Here is a 21,204-nt window from a genome sequence, read left to right as displayed (position 1 = left end):
AGTGTACGAACAGAAATATATCGATAGAGAAAAAAGCTGGTTAGCGTTTAATGCAAGAGTACTTCAGGAAGCGGCAGATAATACCGTTCCTCTTTTAGACCGACTGCGATTTGTTGGAATTTTTTCAAACAATTTAGATGAGTTTTTTAGAGTTCGATATGCTGCTATTCGCAGATTAAGTCTTTCCGGTATTTCCGGAGAAAAATATTTAGGCGGAATTTCTGCTCACCAATTAATTAAAGATATTACCGAAATTGTAATTCAACAGCAATCTGAAAGTTTACGCATTCTGGGTAATATTGAAAGTGAGCTCGAAGCCGAAAACATTTTTATTATTAACGAAGATCAGGTAACACCAAAACAAGAATGTTTCCTAAAGGACTTTTTTATGCAAAAATTAAGTCCAGAATTGGTAACCATTATCTTAAATGATTTGGCCGTTTTTCCTATTTTAAAAGATACAGCAGGATATTTAGCAGTTCGTTTAGAATTAAAAACCGATGAGGTTCGTTATGCCTTAATTGAAATTCCTAAAACCATCAACAGATTTGTAGTTCTTCCTTCTGAAGATGAAAAACAATACGTAATCTTAATTGATGATGTAATCCGTTTAAAACTAAAAAATATCTTCAATATATTTGATTATAAGAGTGTTTCGGCACATATGATCAAAATTACCAGAGATGCACAATTGGATATCGATAGTGATTTGAGTAAAAGTATGCTCGAAAAAATTGCTTCATCAGTAAAAGACCGCCGAATAGGTGAACCAGTTCGTTTTATTTACGACAGTCTAATCGAAGAAGATACTCTGCGTTTCTTTTTAGATAAAATGAAGATTGTAGAAACCGACAGTATAATTCCGGGAGGAAGATATCATAACCGCCGCGATTATATGGATTTTCCAAATCTCGGACGTTACGATTTATTGTACAAACCAAACGAGCCATTGCCGGTTCCGGGTTTAAGTCTTGATGGAAGTATATTAGAAAAAATCTCTAAAAAAGATTATTTGGTGCATGCGCCTTATCAGTCATTTGCTTATCTAACAAAGTTTTTGCGTGAAGCCGCCTTAGACCCAAAAGTAACCAGTATTAAAATTACACTTTACCGTCTGGCAAAAAACTCTCAGATTATCAGTTCATTAATAAATGCTGCCAAAAACGGAAAACGTGTGGTGGTACAAATTGAACTTCAGGCACGTTTTGACGAAGCTTCGAATATTTCTTATGCTGAGCAGATGCAGACCGAAGGAATTGAACTAATTTTTGGAATAAAAGGATTAAAAGTACATAGTAAAATTTGTGTAATCGAAAGAACCGAAGATGGCAAAAACCGTCGTTACGGATTTATTTCTACAGGAAACTTCAACGAATCGACTGCTAAAATTTATACCGATGTAACACTTTTTACCTGTCATCAGGGAATTTTAAAAGATACCTCTAAAATATTCGAGTTTTTCGACATCAATTATAGAGTACACCGATACAAACATTTAATTGTTTCGCCTCATTACACAAGAACCAAATTTGTAAAATTAATAGATCGTGAAATTCTTCATGCTCTGGCCGGAAGAAAAACATTTATTAAGTTAAAAATGAATAGTTTGTCAGACTTTAAAATGATTGATAAATTATACGAAGCAAGTAATGCAGGAGTAAAAATTCAGTTAAATGTAAGAGGGATTTGCTGTTTGATTCCGGGAATTCCGGGAATGAGCGAAAATATTGAAGCGATAAGCATTGTCGATAATTATTTAGAACATACAAGAGTATACATTTTTGGAAATGCCGGCCTAAACGAAGTATATATTTCTTCTGCCGATTTTATGACCAGAAATCTTGACGGAAGAGTAGAAGTAACCTGTCCGGTTTACGATCACGAAATCAAAAAAGAATTAATCGACAATTTCAATATCGCCTGGAAAGGAAACGTAAAAGTAAGATATCATTCATACAAATTAGATAATAAATATAAGCCTCGAAACCATCATGCCCCATTTAGAGCACAATTTGAAACCTATAAATATTATCAAAATAAAGTAGCACTACTGGAAGAGGTTCCTCAAAAAGTAAACTAAATAATAAAATCAAATACAAAATCATAAGTGAGCATGATTAAAATTAGGAAATTTGCAGCAATAGATATCGGTTCAAATGCCATGAGGCTGTTGATATCGAATGTTGTAGAACAAGATGGGAAAGAACCCCAGTTTAATAAAAGTTCGCTTGTTCGTGTGCCAATTCGTTTGGGACAAGATGCCTTTACAGTAGGCGAAATATCACCAGAAAATATAGATAGAATGGTTGATGCCATGAAAGCATTTAACCTTTTAATGAAAGTACATAAAGTAGAACGCTATATGGCATTTGCAACTTCGGCAATGCGTGAAGCGTATAATGCTAAAGAAGTTGTGGCTTTGATTAAGAAAAAAGCCGACATAAAAATCGAAATTATTGATGGCAAAAAAGAAGCTGCAATTATTGCTTCTACAGATTTACATCATTTAATAAAATCTGATGAAACTTATCTTTTTGTTGATGTTGGCGGAGGAAGCACCGAATTTACGTTGTTCTCTGATGGTAAAATGATTAATTCAAGATCATTCAAAGCAGGAACCGTTCGTTTGTTAAATAATATGGTTCACGATGTGGTTTGGGATGAAATTGAAAAATGGATTAAAACCAACACAGCAGATTATGAAGAAGTCACCCTGATTGGGTCTGGAGGAAATATCAATAAATTGTTTAAAATGTCTGGAAAGCAGCAGGAAAAACCGCTTTCGTACATTTATATCAACTCACAGTATGCCTTTTTAAATTCATTGACTTACGAACAGAGAATCGCCGAATTAGGTTTGAACTCTGACCGTGCCGACGTAATTATCCACGCAACCCGTATTTACTTAAATGCAATGAAATGGAGCGGTGCACGCCAGATTTATGTCCCAAAAATTGGACTTTCAGATGGAATTGTAAAAGCAATGTATTACGGTAAAATTTAATATTAGAATGTTTTTTGCCGCGAATTACGCGAATTTGCACGAATTATTTTTAAGAAAAGAAAAAGTGTAAATTCGTGTAATTCGTGGCATTTTTATTTAAAATAATATTTATAATGAAATCAGTTTTTCAGTCCATACAAGATTTTTCCAAAGATGAATTGTCTCTTTTAGATAATTTGATAACTTTTCGGATGCTTAAAAAAGGAGAATTTTTACTGACTGAAAATCAGGTTTGCAATGAAATAGTATTTATAAAAAAAGGAATTTTACGTTCCTTTTTTTTGAATCATAAAGGAGACGAAATTACGAACTGTTTTGCTTTCGAAAATGAATTTATGGCCTCATTCGCCAGCTTTATTACACAAGAGAAAGCAGAAGAAAATGTTCAGGCTTTAGTCGATACACAATTGCAGGTTTTAGATCGAAAAGCTTTAGAGAAACTGTATCAAGCCAGCATTAACTGGCAGGAAACCGGAAGAAAATTGACGGAAATGGAATTTGTAAATCTTCAAAAAAGAATGGTTTCATTTCAAAAATTATCGGGCGCACAGCGTTATGAAGAGCTGTATAAAAATCATCAAAAATATCTGCAGTTAATTCCGCTGCAATATCTGGCTTCTTATTTAGGTGTTACACCAAGACATTTAAGCCGAATTCGAAAAGCAATGGTTTGATTTTTTGTTTTCCGCTTATTTAGAAGTTTTTTTTTTTTTTGTAAAAATATTCTTTAAAAATAAATCTGCTAAATCTACGTTAAACATTAAAATTTAAATAAGTTTTTTAGGACATTTGTCCAGTAGAATAAATAAGCCGAGTGGTATTTTTGAAAAAAAATGATATGAAAAAGATCTTGATCATAAACGGGCACCCAAACCCAGACAGTTTTAATTTTGCTATTGCAGAATCGTATAAAAAAGGTGCAGATGCTTCTGGAGCACAAGTAGAAACAATAACAATTGCGGATTTAAACTTTAATCCCAATTTAAAATTTGGTTACCAAAAACGAACTGAATTAGAACCTGATTTACTCGAATCATGGGAAAAAATAAAAAGAGCCGATCATTTAGTGTGGATTCATCCCGTTTGGTGGGGCGGACTTCCGGCAGTTGCAAAAGGATTTATTGATCGTTTGTTTTTACCCGGAATGGCTTTTCAGTATCGTGAAAACTCCGTTTGGTGGGATAAATTACTCAAAGGTAAAACGGCACATATTATAACCACTTTAGATCAGCCCGGATGGTTTTATAGATTGTCTTTTGGAAGACCAAGCGTAAATCAGTTAAAAAAATCAACTTTGGGATTTTGCGGTGTAAAACCCGTAAAAGTCAGTTACATCGGAATTATTAAAAATTCTGATGAAAATCAAAGAAAAAAATGGCTCGAAAAAGTATACAATTTCGGTGTCCGAAATAAATAAAAAAGCAGTGTAGAATTAATCTTTTAAATCCAATCCAAATGTTGAACGCAAAAGCTCGATGTTTGGATTGATTTCTAAGAAACGATTGTAACGGTCTTGATTATTGTAACTTCTTTTAGCCTCAACCTTTTCGTTTACAATTACTTCTATCGTAATGTCGTGATTGTGTAAATGTCCTTTTAAATGCCCTAATAACCCGTTCATCTGACTTTCAAATTCCAGTTTCGATCCTTCGTTTGGCAGCTCGTAACTAATTCTTGTTCCTTCTAAAACAGGATCGCTGATAAGTAATATCGATTCCATGATTTTCAGGCCTTTTTGACCTAAACGCTCAGCATATTTATTCCAGTGAAGACGCATGTCAGTTTCGTTAAATTCCTCTGTAGGTAATACAGACGATGGTTTAACATAACTCTTACTGCTTTCTTCCATTTCTTTTTTCTTTCGAATACTCGCTAAAGAAAATGCAGAAACTTTAGGCTCGCCGCCTATTTCTGCTCTTGGAGTTACAGGAGTTTCAACTTTTGGAGTTTCTACAATAGGAGTTTGCGCTGCAGTATTTACAACAGGCGTATCATTGTCATTTCTATTTTGAGTGACATTGCTATTTTCTTCCTTATTTGGAGTTTGAGATTTTAAATTTGGAACTTCAACAATTGAAAAACTTCCATTTTTATAATAAGTGGGCGGAATTATGAATTGCTCAACTTTTTTTTTTCTCCATCAAAGTTGATAGAGGCCAATTGCATCAAACATAATTCAACTAAAAGGCGCTGATTTTGACTCAATTTGTATTTTAGGTCGCAGTCGTTTGCTATGTCAATTCCTTTTAATAAAAATTCCTGAGAACACTTTTGAGATTGTACTCCGTACATCTGCTGGGCTTGCTCTCCAACTTCTAATAAAGCAATAGTCGAAGGTGTTTTGCTGACTAATAAATCTCTAAAATGAGACGCTAATCCGGCAATAAAATGATGTCCGTCAAAACCTTTTGCAAGAATATCGTTGTATGCAATTAAAAGATCCGGAATTTTATTTTCAAGAATTAAATCTGTAACTGTAATATAGGTTTCGTAATCTAAAACATTTAAGTTTTCAGTAACAGCCTGACGTGTCAGATTAGTACCGCAATACGAAACGACACGGTCAAAAATAGATAACGCATCACGCATTGCACCATCTGCTTTTTGAGCAATAATGTGTAATGCATCGTCTTCAAAATTGATTCCCTGACTTTCAGCAACATCTGCTAAATGTTCTTTAGCATCTTTAACTGTAATTCGTTTAAAATCAAAAATCTGACAACGTGATAAAATCGTTGGAAGGATTTTGTGTTTTTCTGTTGTAGCTAGAATAAAAATAGCATGTTTTGGCGGTTCTTCTAATGTTTTAAGGAAAGCATTAAAAGCGGCAGAAGACAACATATGAACCTCGTCAATGATATATACTTTATATTGTCCTGTTTGCGGCGGAATTCTAACCTGATCGATAAGATTACGAATATCATCAACCGAGTTGTTTGAAGCAGCATCCAGCTCAAAAACGTTAAAAGCAAAATCTTCTGTAGGATCATCATATCCAGGCTGATTTATTTTTCGAGCCAAAATACGAGCGCAGGTTGTTTTACCAACTCCACGAGGTCCCGTAAATAAAAGAGCCGAAGCCAGGTGATTGGTTTCGATAGCATTCAACAAAGTGTTGGTAATGGCTTTTTGTCCCACAACATCCTTAAATGTCTGCGGACGGTATTTACGAGCCGATACTACAAATTGTTCCATATTCTTTTTTATTCGATAGCAAATATAGGCTGAAAATTACCAAATCACAAATCTGAAAATCATAAATCTTAGAGAAGATTTTGAGTAGTTTGAATCTGAGCAAGTAACGTTATTTTTTAATTTCGAGTTTCAGAAATGAAAATAACTCATCATAGTAAACTTCATTTTTTTGTAATAATTGTATTTCTTTTTCATAAAGAAATCTTTAAGTTTGATAAGGTTAGTATAGATGTATCGCTAATCCAAATTATATATTAAAATGGAAGTATGTCTCCGAACTTAAAATCGCAGTCGAATATTCTAAAGAGAATCAAGTCATGAAAAAACTGATTTCACAAATAATTATTTTTTTGCCTTTAATAATCTGTTCTTTACAAGTTAAATCTCAAAACATGAATTTTAATCAAACTAATTTTCAGAAAATAACAAATCAGTTTTCAGTAGAAGATTTTGAAAAAGTCAAAAGGTTTATATTGAAAAAAGGAAAGAGAAAAACGTATCGAAATTACGACAACAATAATCCGTTTTATGATTTTGGAAAATTCCAATCGTATTTAGGCTCTGATATTGGACAGCAAAACATTAATAATGATCCCAAATTGTCTGATTTTAATGAACTGACTTTAAAAGATAATAATCATTACTTCAAAATTCTGATTGTTAGAAAAGGAGATACTCAGGCTTTAAAAAAAGGTATTCAAAATGGAATGCTGGAAAATCAAGTATATTTTGTAGACAATTATCAAATTGGATTTACTAAAATTTCAGATTTGCTTACCAATTATTTAAAAATTCTTCAAAGTGCAGATTAATTCATTTGCACTGTAATTCTTCGTCTAAAATTCTCTTATAAGAAATTGCGGCTTGTTCTTTTACTGGAAAAGATATAAGAACCACAAGCACATCATATAAAGTTTTAGTGGTTAATCTGTTTAATTTTAGATAGTTAATTATTAAAACAAATTGTTATGAAAATCAAATCAATTTTATTGGGAACGGGACTTGCCTTTTCTTTATTGGCTTGCAGTGCTAAAGATGCTGATATTGAAAAAGAAATCAATGCTAAACTAAATGATACACCTGGAATACATGTAACAGTGCATGAAGGTGTTGCGACCATTGTGGGAACTTGTGACGATGATGCTTTCAAGAAAAACATTGAGAGTTCTGTTAAATCAGTTAAAGGAGTCAAAACTGTAATAAACAACTGCCAGATTCCAGAGTCAAATGTAGAACCAGCGGCAGCAGCTGTAATAATTAATTCTGATGCTGATTTAGATAAATCGGTACATAAAATTGTGGATGCTTATGATGGTGTCAGCGCAACAGTTGTGGGTGGTGTAATTACGCTTTCAGGAGAAATAAAAAGAGATAAACTACAGCCATTGATGGAGAGTTTACAAGAACTGAAACCCAAAAAAGTTGATAACAAATTAACTATTAAATAAAATTGTTATGAGTTTACAAGATAAATACAGAGAACTGACCAATTTAGCCGGCGATTTACAAATAGTCAATTTACAGGTTAGAGAACAAGATAATGTGCTGTATATTGACGGTACAGCAAAATCTGCAGCAGATAAAGAAAAACTTTGGAATGCTTATGGAGAAATTGATCCAGATTATCGTTCTGGAGATGTAGTAATGAATATTGAAGTTGAAGAACGCGCTTCGAGAGAATATACAGTTGAAGCTGGTGATTCTCTTTCTAAAATAGGAAAAGTATATGGAGTTTCCTGGCAGGATATTTTTGAAGCCAATAAAGACATTATTTCAAATCCCGATTTGATTCAGCCGGGCTGGAAGTTGAAAATACCAACAGTATAAAATTTTTAAAAGTCCAATCTTAATTGATTTGGACTTTTTTATTTTAATTAGAAAAGTAGTAACTCGATAAGTTTGATATTACCAATTTTTGGTAACTTTACGGTCTAGAAAAATAATTATGGGACGAAATACTTCAATATCACTGGGAAATCATTTCGAAAACTTTATTGAGAATAGTCTTTCTGAAGGAAGATATAAAAATGCGAGCGAAGTTGTGAGAGCAGGATTACGCCTTCTGGAAGAAGAAGAAAATAAATTGTTAGTATTAAAAAAAGCAGTCCAGGATGGAATAGAAAGCGGGCGTGCTGAAAATTTTGATCCTAAAAAACATCTTGAAAGTTTAAAAGCAAAGAAAAAAAATGGCTAAATATCATTTGACAAATAAAGCTGTCGAAGATTTAGCTGCTATTTGGAATTATACTTTTGATGAATGGTCAGAAAATCAGGCCGATAAATATTATCTTTTACTTTTAGATTCCTGTCAGGAAGCTGCGGAGAATCCCAGTCTTGGAAAGAAATATGATATTGTAATAGAGAAATTACTAGGTTATAAGTCTAATGAGCATATTCTTTTTTATCAGATTATTTCAGAAAATGAAATTGAAATAGTTAGAATACTTCACGGAAAAATGGATTTGAAAAGTAAATTTTAATTTTATCATTTCGACGAGAGAATAATACTATTTTCGTCGAAATGATAAAACTAAACACAGAGTATTAACTATCTTCCTCTAATACTCAAATCAAATAAAAATTGAGCAGTTTCCTGATCTGAATCTGCAGAAAACCCCGCAACATAAACGCCCTTTTTTCCGCTGCTGGACTTAATTCCGTATACAACTGCCTCATCTGCCGGGTCTGATTCCCCTTCGTATCGATACACATGAACAATTTCAAATTTTTCAGGATTTTTTTTAATCAAATCAGCATTTCGATTAAAATCGCAAGTAAATCCTTTTTCATTCAATTGATCTAAAGCCTTTGAGACAGTTGCGTAATGATACATTCTTTTCATGATAACTGAATTTAAAATTATAGATTTTTAAAGATAACTATTTTAAAATTAAAATGTTATGATAAAACTCATAAAATCTGAAATTTAAAATCAATATAGTTAGGTGATAAAATTGTACTTTTGTCGCGCAGACCGCCTTATCGCCGTTCCAATTTATTGGGAGGGAGGAAAGTCCGGACACCACAGAGAAGCATAGCGGGTAACGCCCGTCGGTCCCGATTTCAATCGGGATTAGGACAAGTGCAGCAGAAAGTATGTACAGGTAATGCTGTAGTGAAACCAGGTAAACTCTATGCGGTGAAATACCAAGTATATCAGCATTTAAGGGCTTCTCGTCCGTTGTTGAAGGGTAGGTAGCTTGAGTTCCGGAGTAATTCGGAATCTAGATAAATGATAAGGCCTTGATTTATCAGGGACAGAATCCGGCTTATAGGTCTGCATTTTTTATATATTTGTGAAACTATCTTAACCCTTTTTCATGAATATAAACACTCCAAATCCTTCATCAAAAGCCAATAAAAGCATTTTTTATGCTATAATTACCAACCTTACTTTTTGGGTTTTGATTGCTATTCTTGCCGGTGTTTTACTGGGACATTTTTCGCCGGAAAATGGTATAAAAATGGAAATCGTGGGAAAAAGGTTCGTTGATCTTATTAAGCTTTTTATAGGTCCTATTATTTTCCTTACCATTGTTTTGGGAATTTCAGGAATGGGAAATTTAAAAAAAGTAGGCCGAATTGGTGTAAAAGCCCTAGGTTATTTTGAAGTAGTTTCGACAGTTGCTTTAGCAATTGGTGTAGCTGTAGCTTATATATTTCAACCCGGAAAAATAGACAAATCAGGATTAAGTTTAGGAGATGCTAGTCAATACACAAATGGAAGTGCCAAAGATTTTTCGTGGCTTCAGTTTTTCTTTTCAAATTTTACGCTTCAGGTTTTATTAGCAGCAATTGTATGCGGAATTGCTTTGAATTTTTACCAAAAAAGAGAACAGACTATTTTGGTTTTAGAGCGATTTTCAAAAGTTGTTTTTACAGGTTTAAAATATGTTATGTATCTCGCACCCGTTGGTGCTTTTGGAGGAATGGCCTATACAATAGGCAAGTTTGGATTAGCTACTTTAATTCCGCTTGGAAAATTAATGCTCTGCGTTTACCTTACAATGGCACTTTTTGTATTTTTAATTTTGGGCAGTATTTTGAGATATTATAAAATAAATATTTTCTCGATTTTAAAATACATCAAAGAAGAACTTTTACTGGTTTTAGGAACTTCATCTTCTGAAGCTGCTTTACCCAGTATTATGGTAAAACTCGAAAAAATGGGTTGTAGTAAATCAGTTGTAGGATTGGTAATTCCAACAGGATATTCATTTAATCTCGACGGAACTTCCATTTACTTGTCAATGTCTGTAATATTCCTTGCACAATTGTATGATGTACATTTGAGTTTCTTCGAAATCCTGACTGTAATAGGTATTTTGATGATTACATCAAAAGGAGCAGCGGGAGTAACCGGAAGCGGTTTTATTGTTTTAGCGTCTACTTTAACAGCGTTACATAAAATTCCTGTTGAAGGATTGGCTTTTTTACTGGGAGTTGATAAATTTATGAGTGAAGCCAGAGCCATTACAAACTTAATAGGAAATACTGTGGCAACCATTATAATTTCTAAAACTGAACGCGATTTTACGGAGCTGAATCTTGATCCGGTTTTGGAGTAGTTATTTTTTTAGGTGCAAAGGAACAAAGATGCAAAGGGAGAGAGCCAGAGTTTTAATAACTTTGTTTCTATGAACCTTTGCACCTTTGTCACTTATTTTTAAGATTCATCCTTTGTAGTTCGCACAAGACTTATTCCTGATGTGAAAAAGACAATTCCTAATATTCCGTAAATAATAAGCGATTTAATATCTCGTGTTCCGCCGCCAGTGTTTGCAAAAATAACGGCTGTATAAATAAGTCCTACAATTCCGAGAATGGTAAGTAACCCGCCGAAAAATCTTTTTAGGTTCATGATTTTGAATTTTAAAGTTACTCAAATGTATAATTGTTTTATTCTGAATGTATTATACAATTGATTTTAAAACTTATATCATTTTCACGATCCTTATTGTGTTTTTTCTATTTTAAATTCTAATCCAACATTTCGAACACTTTCAATACTGATTTTTGGATCTGAATTAAAATATTTTCTAAGTCTGCTGATAAAAACATCCATGCTTCGTCCAGAGAAATAATCGTCTTTTTTCCAGACCGACATTAAAATCTGATCTCTTTTTAATAACTGATTATGATTTAAATATAAATACTCAATGAGTGAAGCTTCTTTCTCTGTAAGCTGTTGAACGTGATTTTTAATATTAAGAGTTAAACGTTCGTTATCAAAAATATACGATCCTATTTCAATTGTATTATTTCCCTCCAGACTTCTCTTTTGTTCAATTCTCTTTAGGATATTCTGCAGGCGCAGCACCAGTTCGTCAACTTCAAAAGGTTTTACAATATAATCGTCTGCGCCTAGTTTTAAGCCAATGATTTTATCTTCTTTTAACTTTCTGGCCGTTAAAAAAATAAAAGGAATTTCGGGATTGATTGTAATTATTTTTTCGGCCAGTGAAAAACCGTCCAGTTTAGGCATCATTACATCGAAAACGCAAATATCAAAAGTTTGATTTTTAAAATAATCTAAAGCAATTTCGCCATTTTCTGCCCATATAACTTCAAACTGATGCAGTTCTAAATATTGTTTTAAAATTGCTGCAAAATCAAAATCGTCCTCGGCTAAAAGTAATCTTTTCAAAATAAGGTAATTAAACTTTTAATAAAATAGTAAATCGGGCTCCTTTTCCCAGGTCGCTGATAACGTTAACAGAGCCCTGATGCGCTTTTACAATTTGTGCCACATAATAAAGCCCTAAACCTAAACCTTTTGTATTATGAAGATTGCCTTGTTCTACGCGATAAAATTTTTCAAATAGAAGCGCTTGTTTATTTTTAGAAATTCCAATGCCGTCATCTTCAATACTAATAGAAAACTGATCCTCAATTTGTTTCGTTTTTATTGTAATAGTATTTGAACCATATTTTACAGCATTTTCCAAAACATTTAAAAGAGCCGTTGTTAAATAAAACTTATCTAAAACGAGGTTTGTTTTTTGAGTTTCAAAATGCGTCTGAATATCTATTTTGGGATAACCTATTTTAAAATCATTTACAATAGTCTGCAGAAAAACTTCGGTTTCGATTTTCTCCTTTTGCAGTTCAATTTCATTTTCTGCCAATGAATTTGCCATAACCTGATCGATCAGGCTTTGAAGACGGTTGTTTTGACGTGAAATGGTATTGACAATACTATTAAAACTTTCGTTATTGTCGCGAATATTTTTCTGTTCCAGAATTTTAGTAGAAATTCCTAAAGTTGCCAAAGGCGTTTTGAGTTCATGGGTAATATTATTGATAAAATCGGTTTTTACATCGCTCACTTTTTTCTGCTTAATTAATGCTTTCAGCGCAATAACAAACAAAGTTATAAGTGTAAGAATCGACAGTAAAGACAAAACAAGAACAAAAGCCATTCGTTTTAAAATAATCATCTCCCAATCGATTACCGAAACGTACATCGAATCTTCTGTCAATAATTTATAATCCTGATTTTTAAAAGTTCCGTTTGTCGTGCCTACATAATTCCGAACCAAAAAGGCATGATTTAACGAAGCCAGATTTCCGTATAATTTGTTTTGAATAAAAGGCTTTTCGGAAAAAATAGTATCGGCCTTTTTTGTGTTTTGGTACAAAATGAACTTGTTAAGCACAATTGCAAAATCAATTTTAAAATTTGGCAGGTCTCTTTCAAATTTTCGTTGAATTTCTGCTGTTAATGCACTTCGGTATTCATTTTCTAAAATTCCGTTTTTAATATCAGTTTTAGATTTTTTTCCCTGAAAATATTTCTCAGATAAATTCGTATAAAGTGTTTCTTTTCTCGAAACCAAAACCGAATCAATATCGCTGTAATTATTTGAAATCTGAGCAATTTCATTTTTAATCTGAGTATGAAACTGCGCCACTTTATAATCGTAAGTGGTTTTTACCAAATAGCATTGCACAGCAGAAAGAACGATTAACGCTGCAACTGAAAATGCTATTAATAAATTGATTCTTTGTTTCATATAGCCCACTGATTTTACAGATTGAACGGGTTTGCACAAATTATATTTAAACTAAATTTTAAAAAATAAACCGGCGTAAACCTGTTTAATCCGTAAAATTCGCGGCCCATTTCTCAATTCAAAAATACTGCTTTTGAAACACAAAACAGCCGTTAACGCCGCATTAACCTTCAATTAACCTACGCAGGGCTTTTTTAGAAGCATTTTTGCATCATTATAAAATCAAAAACTTTTAAAAATGAACCTTTACCTGCCCTTAAAACTTCTTCTTATACTTTTGCTTTTTTGTCTTTCATTTGCCGCAAAGGCTCAAAATGAAATGCCAAAAGATTCCATTTCAAATGAGCAGTTAAATGAAGTTGTCATCACTCAAAATAAAAAAACGTTTACCAATACAAACGGAAATATAAAAGTAGATGTTGCCAATTCGGTTTATAACTCAATTCCCAATACAGTCGACTTACTATCAAAACTGCCAACTGTTCAGGTTAGTTCAGATAAAGAAAATATCACAGTGATTGGTAAAGGAAGTCCGCTGATTTATATAGACAGCCAAAAAGCAGGCATAAACGATTTGAATGCATTAGATCCTGCTGATATTAAAACAATTGAAATTATACAAAATCCATCTTCTAAATATGAAGCCGAAGGACGATCTGTAATTTTAATTACCAGAAAGTTCAGCACAAAAGAAGGGTTTAAAACGGATATTTCTGAAACTGCTTCTTTCAAGAAAAATTTCAACAATTATTTAGGAATTAATTCAACTTTCAAGAAAAATAAATTGGAATGGAAAGCCAATTTTAATTACAATAGACTCAATCCCTGGGAAAGCCACAGTATTGATTATCAAATTCAAAACGCAGCTATTGCTTCTAAATATGATGTTTCGGCAGTTACAAAACGGAAACAATACAATTTTGGAGGCGGATTGTTTTATAAAATAAACGACGACGATTATTTCTCGTTTAATATCAATGCCAGACTTCGTAACGATACTTTTCCTATCAATACATTTACTTATAATAAAAATCAGGATCAGGAAAACAATGTTTTGACCCAGAGTGACAATTCGAGCAAAAAGAATTTTGTAAACTCGTTTCTTAATTATTCTAAGAAAATAAAAGCAATTAATACGCAGCTTTTTGCAGGATTTCAATATTCTAATTTTCAGCAGACTTTGCTGACGATGGTCGAAAATAATTATAATGAAACGGCATTTAATCTGGCTCAAAACAGAAAGCAAGACTTTAATGTTGATGTTTTTTCCGGAAGAATTGATCTGGAAAAAAAGTTTAAAAATGAAATGAGCCTTGAATACGGCGGACTTTATTCAGCAGCAAAATCAAAATCAGATACTAATATTTTTGATTTTGAAAGAAATGAAAACACAGCTTTATATTATGATTTTAAAGAACAGAATACAGCCGCTTATGCCCAGTTATCCGGGAAAATTAAAAAGATCAGCTTTTCTGCCGGATTAAGAGCCGAAAACACAAATGTTATCGGAAAATATAAAACAGATTTTTCACCTTTAATTGATAAAAATTATACAAACGTTTTCCCAAAAGTACAGTTTTCTATGGCAGTTGACAGTACAAAAAACATCAGCTTAAATTATGCTAAAAGTATTTCGAGGCCTAATTATTCGTCATTAAGCAATATTGCGACGTATATAAATCCGTATTTTATATATGCTGGAAATATTAATTTAGGACCTGCATTTGTAGATGAAATTTCGTCGACTTTTCAATACCATGATAAATCGGTAAAACTGAGTTTGTATCAGGTTAAAAAACCGGTTTACAATAGTTTTTTATTTGATAAAGAACGAAATATAATGACTTTTAAGGATATAAATTTTGATAAGGAAACGGGTTTAAATGTTGATTTTGAACTTCCTTTTACGTATAAATTCTGGACAACAACTAATTCTGTTATTTTTATTTTGGAAAAAGTACAAGATCCGTCGGCAGACTTTTTAAAATCAAAACCATATTTATATTATTATTCCAACAACGAATTTAAACTTCCAAAAGACTATACTTTTGTTTTAAGTTTTTGGGGGTTGACCAAACAATACAAAGGTGTTTTTGAAAGAAACCCAAGATTTGTAGTTGATATGGCTCTTTCGAAGAAATTTCTAAAAAAATGGAACTGCACTTTGAGCTGCAATAATGTATTTAAAAATGTAATTGAAACAGAAGAGTTTACAATTAATGATACGAGTTCAAAAGCACGCTATATAGTTGATGGGCATGAGGTTTCAATTTCGGTTAAATATTCTTTCGGAAAAATTAAAGAAAGCGGTTTTAAAGAAAAGAGTGTAAATGAAAATGAAAACAGAATAAGATAGAAACAAAAATTCCCGTGAATCTCACGGGAATTTTTTTATAATGGTTAACCTTCGTCTTCTTCTTCGGCAACTTTCAAAGGTAAATCGCCTTCAAGTTCTTCATCATCGTCTGTAGAATGCAGTTCGAAGAAACTAAAAAATGAACCTCCATAACTTTTCTGGAAAGAAAAATTACTTAAATGCTCCATTTTAGTATACTTTGAATGTTCGATAATCATCATACCGTCTTCAGAAAGCAGTTCTTTTTCAAAAACAGTTAGAACTATTTTTTCAAACGCTGCCTGATCTAATCCGTAAGGCGGATCGGCAAAAATAATATCGTATGAAGTTTTGCAGTTTTCCAGAAATTTATAAACATCGCTTTTAGTAGCCGCAATGTCAAAATCGTATTCTGATGAAACTTGTTTAATGAATTTTACGCATCCAAAATCGCCATCGATAGAGGTAATAGGAGCGCTCCCGCGTGAAGCGAATTCATAACTTATATTGCCGGTTCCCGAAAATAGATCTAAAACCTTTAAGCCGTCAAAACTAAAATGATTATTCAAAACATTAAACAATGCTTCTTTACTCATATCAGTCGTGGGTCTTACAGGAAGGTTTTTTGGTGGAAAAATCCGGCGTCCTTTGTATTTTCCTGAAATGATTCTCATGATTGAAATAAGATATAATGTTTTTGATTCTGAGCAGTTGTATAGTTGTTTTTTTCTTTTAAAGTGCTTACATCAAGAAAAGAAATATTACGAATGTATTTATAAGCAATGGCGTAAAACGGATCGTTTTGCTGTATTGTTCCCAGTAATTCCAGTTGAAAAATCTCAGGATTTAAGTTTAACTGCTCGGCAGTAAAAAGAACGTAATAAATAAAATCTTCAGGAGTTTGGTATTCAAACGAGTTAAATAACAATAACTTTTGATTTTGCACTACGATAATTTCAAAATGATCCGGATTGAAATTTACGACCATTTTTTTCTCGTCGTTGTTTTTTGAAGCTTCGAGAACTTTCTCAACCAAAATACTGTTTACGTGTTTGTAATCAAACGAGCCGACATTGTCAATTAAAAAGTTATTTATGTTGATGTACGGAATGTAAACCGAATGCATTTCGTAATTTAAAATTTGATCGTAAGTAAAAAAATCAGTGTCAAATACTTTTGTGGTGTATTGCAGATAACTTCCTAAATAATCTTCATCAAATAAAGCAGTAGGCACAAAAGTCGAAAGGTTATTGTTGTGAATAACTAAAATATCATCATACGTTTCTTTTAATTCCGGATGGTTTTTAAAAGCCGATGCATACAAATCTTCAATTTTGTTTTGCTTTTGAGTATCAAAAAGCACTTCATTAAAAGCTGTAATCGTGTTGTTTAAAGTATCAAAACAGCAAAATGAAAATCCGTTCAGTGAAACCTGAATCGAAAGCTTTTTATAATTTTTTGATGTGATATTTTTATTGTGTATTGACATAATTGATTTACAATTTGTTACCTTTTTTGTTTCAGGAATGAAATTTAAGGCGACCGCAAACTTACAAATAAAATAAATAACAATGTCAATTTCACTTTCAATGACAATTGTATCAATTAAATGCAATTTAAAAAATTAATGTTATACTAAAGTTAGTAAAATATTATTATTGTACTTATTATCAATTGTATATATTGATTTAAGTTTTGGAATTTGTTTTTTTATTCTGATACTGAATTTAACAATTGCATTTTAGTTTAAGTTCTAATTGACTTTTACAATTGGTATTGCGATTAAAAAGAACGAACTTTGTGTTTCAAATTTACCTTATGAATTCATCCGCATTTTACGGCGTTTTGCAAAGAAGATTTCCTTTTGCACCGACTTACAAACAGGACATTTTTTTTCAAAAAATTGCTATTTTTCTAACAGAACCGGCCAACGACACAATTTTTGTGCTGAAAGGATATGCCGGAACAGGAAAAACAACCGTGATTTCGACGATTGTAAATAATCTGGGTGATATTAATAAAAAGTTTGTCCTGCTGGCACCAACAGGACGCGCGGCAAAAGTAATTGCCAATTATTCGAATACGGCTGCTTTTACAATTCATAAAAAAATATATTTTCCTAAAAAATCATCGGGTGGCGGCGTGGCTTTTACCAGACAAGTCAACAAACACAAAAACACCATTTTTATAGTCGACGAGGCTTCGATGATTTCAGACAGTACTTTAGACAGCGGTTCGCTTCTTGATGATTTGATTTCGTATGTGTATTCTGGAAACAACTGTAAAATGATTCTTTTGGGAGATACGGCACAGCTTCCGCCGGTAAATTTAGACATCAGTCCGGCCTTAGATACCCATACTTTGGGCGTTCATTATGACAAAGAAATCGAACATATCGAACTTGATGAAGTTATGCGTCAGGAAGAAAGTTCCGGAATTTTATTTAACGCAACCGAATTAAGGGAATTATTAAAAGAAAGTTTTATTACTGAATTCAGATTCAATGTCAAAAAGTTCAAAGATATCGTTCGGTTAACGGATGGTTATGATATTCAGGATGCTATAAATACAGCCTATAGCAATTATAGTATTGAAGATACGGCTTTTATTGTTCGTTCTAATAAAAGAGCAAACCAGTACAATGAACAAATCAGAACCCGAATTTTGTTTAAAGAAAGCGAACTTTCTGTTGGTGATTTTTTAATGGTTGTAAAGAACAATTATTTCTGGCTTAAAGAAACTGATGAAGCCGGATTTATTGCAAATGGTGATATTATTGAAGTTTTAGAATTATTTGGAATCAAAGAACTGTACGGATTTACTTTTGCGAAAGTAAAAATCAGAATGGTTGATTATCCTGATCAAAAACCTTTTGAAACAGTTTTGATTTTAGATACGATAAAAAGTGAATCTCCATCGTTAACATACGAAGAATCAAATCGTTTGTATGAAGAAGTGATGAAAGATTATGAAGATGAGCCAACAAAGTACAAAAGATTTCAAAAGGTTAAGGAAAACGAATATTTTAATGGTTTACAAGTAAAGTTTTCATACGCAATAACGTGTCATAAATCGCAGGGAGGGCAGTGGAATACGGTTTTTATAGAACAGCCGTATCTGCCAAACGGAATTGACCACGATTATATTCGATGGCTTTACACGGCCATGACTCGTGCCAAAAATAAATTGTATTTGATTGGTTTTAAAGACGAAAGTTTTGAAGAATAAAAGACAGATTTCACAGATTTGCACGAATTTTTTAAGAATAGATTAGTTTAAATCTGTGGAAATATTGTCGTAATATTGTCGTAATATCCAGAAGATTTATTTTCCTTTTTGCAGATTATAAGCATATAGAAAACCGTCTGCACTTCCAAAGTAAATCGTGTTGCTGCTTACAAAAGGAGAGGAAATAATGGGGCCTAATCTATAAAATTGATCCATTACTTTTTTGTTATTATCGTAAAATGTCAAATCTTCATTTTGGGCCGTATATCCAAAATCTAAAAGATCATTTTTTAGAGTTGCAGATGCAAATTGTTTTCTGTTTTCAGTACTTACAGAATTGAATTCTTTTGCGTTTGAAAGTAAGTTTAGAGCAAAGAAATTCCCTGTAAAATCTCCAAAATAAATCGTGTTTCCGGCAATTGCAGGCGAAGAATAAACATAACCGTTTGTTTTAAGACGGTATTTTTCTTTTCCGGTTTTTAGGTCCAAAGCTAATAAAGCATAAGTATCAGAAGTTCCTACATAAACGGTGTTGTCTTTAACGACAGCAGAACTCAAAATCCAGGAATTCTCGGCATCGTATTTCCAGATTAGTTTTCCTGTTTCAGAATCCAAAGCAAAAAAATGAGGATCACGCGCTCCAAAAAGCACTTTTCCATCACTAACAGCCACAGAAGATTGAATTCCTTTAAAACCTGTTTGAGTTCCCAATGCAAAGTGCCAGATTTCTTTTCCGGTTTCTACATTCAAAGCATGTAAAACAGCATCCCAGCCGCCAATGTAAATTTTGTTTTTATCAATTACAGGAGTTCCGTGAACAGGACCATCTGTTTTAAATTTCCATATTAGATTTCCATTTTTGGTATCAACAGCATAAACATTACCGTCACTGCTGCCAAATAAAACTAAAGCCGTTTTTCCGTTTTGGTACACAACGGGAGATGATAAATAGAAACTCCATAAATCTTCCATATATTGATTTGCTGGTTTAAAACCCCACATTCCAATTTCGCCCAGCCAGTGTTCACCTCCGGTTTTGAATTTCCAGATTTCTTTTCCGGTTTGGGAATTTACAGCGTAATAGAAACCATCAAAACTGCCAAAATAAATTGTATTTCCAGATATACTCGGAGAACTGTGAATAGCTCCGTTGGTTTTAAACCTCCAGTTTTCTTTCCCTGTTTTTTCATCAACAGCATATAGAAACCCGTCTTCACTGCCAATGTAAACCGTATTGTTTTGAGAAATGGGAGAAGAAAAGATTTTGCCTTCGGTTTTAAATTTCCATTTTAAATTGCCTAATGGCTGGTATTCTTTTCCATTAAAAACCCGATCTGAAAATGCATTGATTGTTTTAGATTTGTTTTGGCCTAAAACCGAATTATTAAAAATAAAAAACAATAAAAGCGGTATCAAAAACTGTGGTTTTTTCATGATGTTTTTTTTCTCATAAATATAATATCTTTTTAAAATACTGCCATTCAGTTTTATAACGATCTGTTTCGATTATGTTTTTTATCTAAGTTTTGAATACTTACATTTGTTTTGCTAAAATAGATTTAAAATGAAAATAATAGCGGTAATACCGGCACGATATGCCTCAACACGATTTCCTGCAAAATTGATGCAGGATTTGGGAGGTAAAACAGTAATTCTAAGAACGTATGAAGCTGCGGTTTCGACTAAGTTATTTGACGATGTTTTTGTTGTAACCGATTCTGATTTGATTTTTGATGAAATCGTTTCTAATGGTGGAAAAGCCATTATGAGCATCAAAGAACACGAATCTGGAAGTGATAGAATTGCAGAGGCTGTTGCAAATCTTGATGTTGATATTGTGGTAAATGTACAAGGAGACGAGCCTTTTACAGAAGCGGGCCCTTTAGAACAGGTTTTGTCTGTTTTTAAAAATGATCCAGATAAAAAGATTGATTTAGCTTCGTTAATGCGTGAAATTACAAACGAAGACGAAATCAACAATCCAAATAATGTTAAGGTTGTGGTAGATCAATCGCAGTTTGCGTTGTATTTTTCAAGATCAGTAATTCCGTATCCAAGAGAGAAAGATGCCGGGGTTCGTTATTTTCAGCATATTGGGATTTACGCTTTTAGAAAACAGGCTTTATTAGACTTTTACAGTCTTCCAATGAAATCTTTAGAAGCTTCTGAGAAATTAGAACAGCTGCGTTATTTAGAGTTCGGAAAACGTATTAAAATGGTTGAAACAGCTCATGTTGGAATTGGAATTGATACTGCTGAGGATTTAGAAAGAGCCAGAGCGATGCTTAGAGATATTTAACTCGTTATTTCGAGGAACGAAGCAATCTCACGACGTTTATCCTGTTAGTGTGATTGCTTCGTTCCTCGCAATGACCTTGACTTCAGATAATAATAAAAAAAGCTCCAAAATTTTGGAGCTTTTTTTA

22 protein-coding genes and 1 other RNA gene are annotated in these 21,204 nt (G+C 32.8%); 14 read left to right on the top strand and 9 right to left on the bottom strand.

Features of this window, described 5'->3' with window-relative positions; genetic code table 11:
* The first annotated feature begins 1 nt into the window (after nucleotide 1).
* The 4 genes from ppk1 (at nucleotide 2) to PQ462_RS16260 (ending at nucleotide 4,421) form a co-directional block, all read left to right on the top strand.
* Nucleotides 2-2,080, top strand: a complete 2,079-nt coding sequence (gene ppk1, locus PQ462_RS16275; protein WP_274250792.1) for a polyphosphate kinase 1 — start codon at nucleotides 2-4, stop codon at nucleotides 2,078-2,080.
* A 33-nt stretch (nucleotides 2,081-2,113) separates the two neighbouring features.
* Entirely contained in the window at nucleotides 2,114-3,004 is an 891-nt protein-coding gene (locus PQ462_RS16270) for a Ppx/GppA phosphatase family protein (RefSeq protein ID WP_012026499.1), read from the top strand.
* 113 nt (nucleotides 3,005-3,117) lie between these two features.
* Nucleotides 3,118-3,678: a Crp/Fnr family transcriptional regulator gene (locus PQ462_RS16265; protein ID WP_274250791.1), complete on the top strand. Its 561-nt coding sequence runs from the start codon at nucleotides 3,118-3,120 to the stop codon at nucleotides 3,676-3,678.
* 164 nt (nucleotides 3,679-3,842) lie between these two features.
* Nucleotides 3,843-4,421 carry an NAD(P)H-dependent oxidoreductase gene (locus PQ462_RS16260; protein ID WP_274250789.1) on the top strand — a complete coding sequence of 193 codons (579 nt, stop codon included), beginning with the start codon at nucleotides 3,843-3,845 and terminating at the stop codon, nucleotides 4,419-4,421.
* A gap of 15 nt (nucleotides 4,422-4,436) precedes the next feature.
* Here the strand turns inward: PQ462_RS16260 and PQ462_RS16255 are convergent, their stop codons facing one another.
* Together PQ462_RS16255 and dnaX are read right to left on the bottom strand one after the other, a co-directional pair.
* On the bottom strand, nucleotides 4,437-4,853 hold the full coding sequence (locus tag PQ462_RS16255; protein WP_012026496.1) for a hypothetical protein: 417 nt from the start codon (nucleotides 4,851-4,853) through the stop codon (nucleotides 4,437-4,439).
* Between the two features lie 260 nt (nucleotides 4,854-5,113).
* Complete coding sequence (dnaX, locus tag PQ462_RS16250) at nucleotides 5,114-6,199, bottom strand: DNA polymerase III subunit gamma/tau (RefSeq protein ID WP_073410935.1); 1,086 nt, start codon at nucleotides 6,197-6,199, stop codon at nucleotides 5,114-5,116.
* Between the two features lie 392 nt (nucleotides 6,200-6,591).
* On the opposite strand from dnaX, the gene PQ462_RS16245 reads away from it, so the two are divergent.
* From PQ462_RS16245 to PQ462_RS16225, 5 genes are all read left to right on the top strand, one after another.
* Nucleotides 6,592-7,011 (top strand): hypothetical protein, encoded by a 420-nt coding sequence (locus PQ462_RS16245; protein ID WP_274250784.1) that lies wholly within the window; start codon nucleotides 6,592-6,594, stop codon nucleotides 7,009-7,011.
* A gap of 156 nt (nucleotides 7,012-7,167) precedes the next feature.
* Entirely contained in the window at nucleotides 7,168-7,647 is a 480-nt protein-coding gene (locus tag PQ462_RS16240) for a BON domain-containing protein (protein ID WP_274250783.1), read from the top strand.
* A gap of 7 nt (nucleotides 7,648-7,654) precedes the next feature.
* On the top strand, nucleotides 7,655-8,026 hold the full coding sequence (locus PQ462_RS16235) for a LysM peptidoglycan-binding domain-containing protein (RefSeq protein WP_274250782.1): 372 nt from the start codon (nucleotides 7,655-7,657) through the stop codon (nucleotides 8,024-8,026).
* Nucleotides 8,027-8,144: 118 nt separating this feature from the next.
* On the top strand, nucleotides 8,145-8,393 hold the full coding sequence (locus PQ462_RS16230; RefSeq protein WP_012026491.1) for a type II toxin-antitoxin system ParD family antitoxin: 249 nt from the start codon (nucleotides 8,145-8,147) through the stop codon (nucleotides 8,391-8,393).
* A complete protein-coding gene (locus tag PQ462_RS16225) occupies nucleotides 8,386-8,679 on the top strand; it encodes a type II toxin-antitoxin system RelE/ParE family toxin (RefSeq protein WP_274250781.1) in 294 nt (97 codons plus the stop codon). The genes PQ462_RS16230 and PQ462_RS16225 overlap by 8 nt, the downstream gene beginning before the upstream one ends.
* 68 nt (nucleotides 8,680-8,747) lie before the next feature.
* Here PQ462_RS16225 and PQ462_RS16220 read toward each other — a convergent pair whose 3' ends face one another.
* A complete protein-coding gene (locus PQ462_RS16220; protein WP_012026489.1) occupies nucleotides 8,748-9,041 on the bottom strand; it encodes a hypothetical protein in 294 nt (97 codons plus the stop codon).
* A 124-nt stretch (nucleotides 9,042-9,165) separates the two neighbouring features.
* On the opposite strand from PQ462_RS16220, the gene rnpB reads away from it, so the two are divergent.
* Both rnpB and PQ462_RS16210 read left to right on the top strand, forming a co-directional pair.
* Nucleotides 9,166-9,487, top strand: an RNA gene (gene rnpB / locus PQ462_RS16215) — RNase P RNA component class A.
* A 32-nt stretch (nucleotides 9,488-9,519) separates the two neighbouring features.
* Nucleotides 9,520-10,767: a cation:dicarboxylate symporter family transporter gene (locus tag PQ462_RS16210; RefSeq protein ID WP_274250780.1), complete on the top strand. Its 1,248-nt coding sequence runs from the start codon at nucleotides 9,520-9,522 to the stop codon at nucleotides 10,765-10,767.
* A 98-nt stretch (nucleotides 10,768-10,865) separates the two neighbouring features.
* On the opposite strand, the gene PQ462_RS16205 is transcribed toward PQ462_RS16210, so the two are convergent.
* The 3 genes from PQ462_RS16205 to PQ462_RS16195 all read right to left on the bottom strand — a co-directional run bounded on the left by PQ462_RS16205 (nucleotide 10,866) and on the right by PQ462_RS16195 (nucleotide 13,215).
* Nucleotides 10,866-11,060: a hypothetical protein gene (locus tag PQ462_RS16205; RefSeq protein WP_274250779.1), complete on the bottom strand. Its 195-nt coding sequence runs from the start codon at nucleotides 11,058-11,060 to the stop codon at nucleotides 10,866-10,868.
* Between the two features lie 93 nt (nucleotides 11,061-11,153).
* Nucleotides 11,154-11,846, bottom strand: a complete 693-nt coding sequence (locus tag PQ462_RS16200; protein WP_274250778.1) for a response regulator transcription factor — start codon at nucleotides 11,844-11,846, stop codon at nucleotides 11,154-11,156.
* 10 nt (nucleotides 11,847-11,856) lie between these two features.
* The gene (locus tag PQ462_RS16195) at nucleotides 11,857-13,215 is read right to left on the bottom strand and encodes a sensor histidine kinase (RefSeq protein ID WP_274250777.1); all 1,359 of its coding nucleotides are present in this window, start codon (nucleotides 13,213-13,215) and stop codon (nucleotides 11,857-11,859) included.
* A 319-nt stretch (nucleotides 13,216-13,534) separates the two neighbouring features.
* On the opposite strand from PQ462_RS16195, the gene PQ462_RS16190 reads away from it, so the two are divergent.
* Nucleotides 13,535-15,571, top strand: a complete 2,037-nt coding sequence (locus PQ462_RS16190; RefSeq protein WP_274250776.1) for an outer membrane beta-barrel family protein — start codon at nucleotides 13,535-13,537, stop codon at nucleotides 15,569-15,571.
* Between the two features lie 44 nt (nucleotides 15,572-15,615).
* Here PQ462_RS16190 and PQ462_RS16185 read toward each other — a convergent pair whose 3' ends face one another.
* Both PQ462_RS16185 and PQ462_RS16180 read right to left on the bottom strand, forming a co-directional pair.
* Nucleotides 15,616-16,224 carry an RsmD family RNA methyltransferase gene (locus tag PQ462_RS16185; protein ID WP_012026482.1) on the bottom strand — a complete coding sequence of 203 codons (609 nt, stop codon included), beginning with the start codon at nucleotides 16,222-16,224 and terminating at the stop codon, nucleotides 15,616-15,618.
* On the bottom strand, nucleotides 16,221-17,039 hold the full coding sequence (locus PQ462_RS16180) for a DUF3822 family protein (protein WP_274250775.1): 819 nt from the start codon (nucleotides 17,037-17,039) through the stop codon (nucleotides 16,221-16,223). The genes PQ462_RS16185 and PQ462_RS16180 overlap by 4 nt, the downstream gene beginning before the upstream one ends.
* A gap of 329 nt (nucleotides 17,040-17,368) precedes the next feature.
* On the opposite strand from PQ462_RS16180, the gene PQ462_RS16175 reads away from it, so the two are divergent.
* Nucleotides 17,369-18,778 (top strand): ATP-dependent DNA helicase, encoded by a 1,410-nt coding sequence (locus PQ462_RS16175; protein WP_073410953.1) that lies wholly within the window; start codon nucleotides 17,369-17,371, stop codon nucleotides 18,776-18,778.
* 96 nt (nucleotides 18,779-18,874) lie between these two features.
* Here the strand turns inward: PQ462_RS16175 and PQ462_RS16170 are convergent, their stop codons facing one another.
* Complete coding sequence (locus PQ462_RS16170; protein WP_274250774.1) at nucleotides 18,875-20,212, bottom strand: PQQ-binding-like beta-propeller repeat protein; 1,338 nt, start codon at nucleotides 20,210-20,212, stop codon at nucleotides 18,875-18,877.
* 130 nt (nucleotides 20,213-20,342) lie between these two features.
* On the opposite strand from PQ462_RS16170, the gene kdsB reads away from it, so the two are divergent.
* Nucleotides 20,343-21,077 (top strand): 3-deoxy-manno-octulosonate cytidylyltransferase, encoded by a 735-nt coding sequence (kdsB, locus tag PQ462_RS16165; protein WP_274250773.1) that lies wholly within the window; start codon nucleotides 20,343-20,345, stop codon nucleotides 21,075-21,077.
* Nucleotides 21,078-21,204 lie beyond the last annotated feature (127 nt).

The sequence above is a fragment of the Flavobacterium sp. KACC 22758 genome, assembly GCF_028736135.1.
GTDB lineage: Bacteria > Bacteroidota > Bacteroidia > Flavobacteriales > Flavobacteriaceae > Flavobacterium > Flavobacterium johnsoniae.
The sequence above is the reverse complement of the archived record's forward strand: the minus strand, read 5'-3'. Positions and strand labels throughout refer to the sequence as shown.